2 protein-coding genes and 2 pseudogenes are annotated in these 1,861 nt (G+C 48.7%); 2 read left to right on the top strand and 2 right to left on the bottom strand.

Features of this window, described 5'->3' with window-relative positions:
* Together ACWWFX_RS25240 and ACWWFX_RS25235 are read left to right on the top strand one after the other, a co-directional pair.
* Positions 1–356: pseudogene (locus tag ACWWFX_RS25240) on the top strand (phage tail protein); the annotation flags it as partial.
* Between the two features lie 5 nt (positions 357–361).
* On the top strand, positions 362–796 hold the full coding sequence (locus ACWWFX_RS25235; RefSeq protein WP_473225102.1) for a tail fiber assembly protein: 435 nt from the start codon (positions 362–364) through the stop codon (positions 794–796).
* Here ACWWFX_RS25235 and ACWWFX_RS25230 read toward each other — a convergent pair.
* Both ACWWFX_RS25230 and ACWWFX_RS25225 read right to left on the bottom strand, forming a co-directional pair.
* Complete coding sequence (locus ACWWFX_RS25230; protein ID WP_473225101.1) at positions 768–1,358, bottom strand: tail fiber assembly protein; 591 nt, start codon at positions 1,356–1,358, stop codon at positions 768–770. The genes ACWWFX_RS25235 and ACWWFX_RS25230 overlap by 29 nt on opposite strands.
* Positions 1,358–1,861, bottom strand: a pseudogene (locus tag ACWWFX_RS25225) (phage tail protein); the annotation flags it as partial. The pseudogene ACWWFX_RS25225 and the gene ACWWFX_RS25230, both read right to left, overlap by 1 nt.

Genomic DNA, 1,861 nt, shown 5'->3' with positions numbered 1-1,861 from the left:
TTCGTTTGGGAGAGGCCGCAAAACGGAACGTGGGAACTGGTGCGAATCAGATACCAGATATGTCCTCCTGGACGTTCGGAGTTGGCCTCATTGACACGCCACTGGTTAAGTTTCGATTTGGCTCTGTGTCTGGCGCTGGAGCTAAAACATTTTCAACGCCATTCCCAACCGAGGCTTCGATTCTTGTGTTTGGGGCTGTTCAGTCACCAAGTGGTGAGGTGGTCTTATATTCTCCCCAAACAAAATTCGGGACTTTGACGAAGAGCGGGTTCGAGTTTATTAACCAGGCTTACACCGGGTCAGGTTCAATTGTTTCAAGCTCTAACTCTGTTCATTATCTGGCAATCGGAAGGTAAAAATAATGACTTACAAATACAGCCCATCACTCAATTTATTTTTTGTTGAAAGTGCCGTTCCTGGGTACGAAGCAGCAGGCTGGAAACTGGACGATCTGGTGGATGTAACAGATGAACAATTTGATGAGTTCAATATCGACCGAACTCTGGAGGGATTGGTTCGTGTGGCAGGCTCTGATGGTTTACCTGAATGGGGAGAGATCCCGCCTCCCACATATGAGGAGGAAGTAGTGGCGGCCGAAGCGCAGAAAAGTGTACTGATTAGTCAGGCCAACGACTACATAAACGGTAAGCAATGGCCAGGCAAAGCGGCATTAGGCCGACTAAAAGACACGGAGAAAGAGCAATATAACCAATGGCTGGATTATCTTGATGCGCTGGAAGCTGTAGACACATCCAGCGCACCAGATATTAACTGGCCTGCTGCTCCGGCGGCGTAGGCCATTCCGGGTCTGCTGTATCAACACGCATCAGCAGTACCCGGTATTTTTTCCATTCAATAAGCGCGGCGGTTTCTTCTTCCGTTGCGATGCCAACATCAACAGCATCCTGTCGCCACTCAATTTCAATATCGGCTATGGAACGTAGTGCTGACTGCTTGGCTTCTGCCTCCGCAACAACGGCAGCATGTTGTGCGTCAGTATCAGTCACCCACTGGCTTCCATCCCATTTATCGTATGGTGTGCCTGGTTCAGATGTCGTGAATCCCTCTCTGATTTCACCGATGTAATCAATGGTTACACGGCTACCATCAGCAGTAGAAAACACGGTTTCGCGGCGGTGGTCTTCCTTCTGCTTCCACGCATCATCGTAAAATACGGCAACCATGCCTGGCACCTCATCACCTGGTTCGATATCAGTGGAATGCCCAGGCATGCTCACACCAATATTGATATATTCGTCAGACCATCCGGTATATTCCCCAGTCAATTCATCGAAGTAAAAACAGCGAATGTCTCCCGCCTGAATTGCCAGACCATCATCATCAAATACTGGTTTCATTATTTTGCCCTTACGAGAAAGTTAAAAGAAATATTACGTGAGCGGGTTTCTGTAGCTGTTCTCACCACTCGTTGGGAATCAAAGTCAATAAGCATATATCTCAGTGCTCCAGCATTAGAGTAGGCCTGAACCAGGTTGGGTGTACCTGCAACGGCACTAAAAACACCAGTAATATCTGAGGCTGACTGAACTACGGAATATACTACATTTGATAATGAACCTGTCATTCGTTGCATCGCATCTCCCTGAGCACTGAGGAGTGCGCGGCCGCTATCAACACCTCGACCATCATCCCATATGCGGGGAAATTCACCGCGCATATCCGGGATAACCAGACCCGTCCAGATCTTCGCCAGTTTGGGATACGTGGCAGCAGAGAACGATGCTCCGTTTGGTTTCAGAAACACCATATCTGCCCATTCATCCATCACTGTATTTGGCATTGCCGACGACGGCCAAAAGAACGGAATACCGATTGCCGGTGCGCCTGCTCCTAAACGAAG

The sequence above is a fragment of the Pseudocitrobacter sp. 2023LY-00077 genome (assembly GCF_055796175.1).
This window is presented reverse-complemented; position numbering and strand designations above follow the sequence as displayed.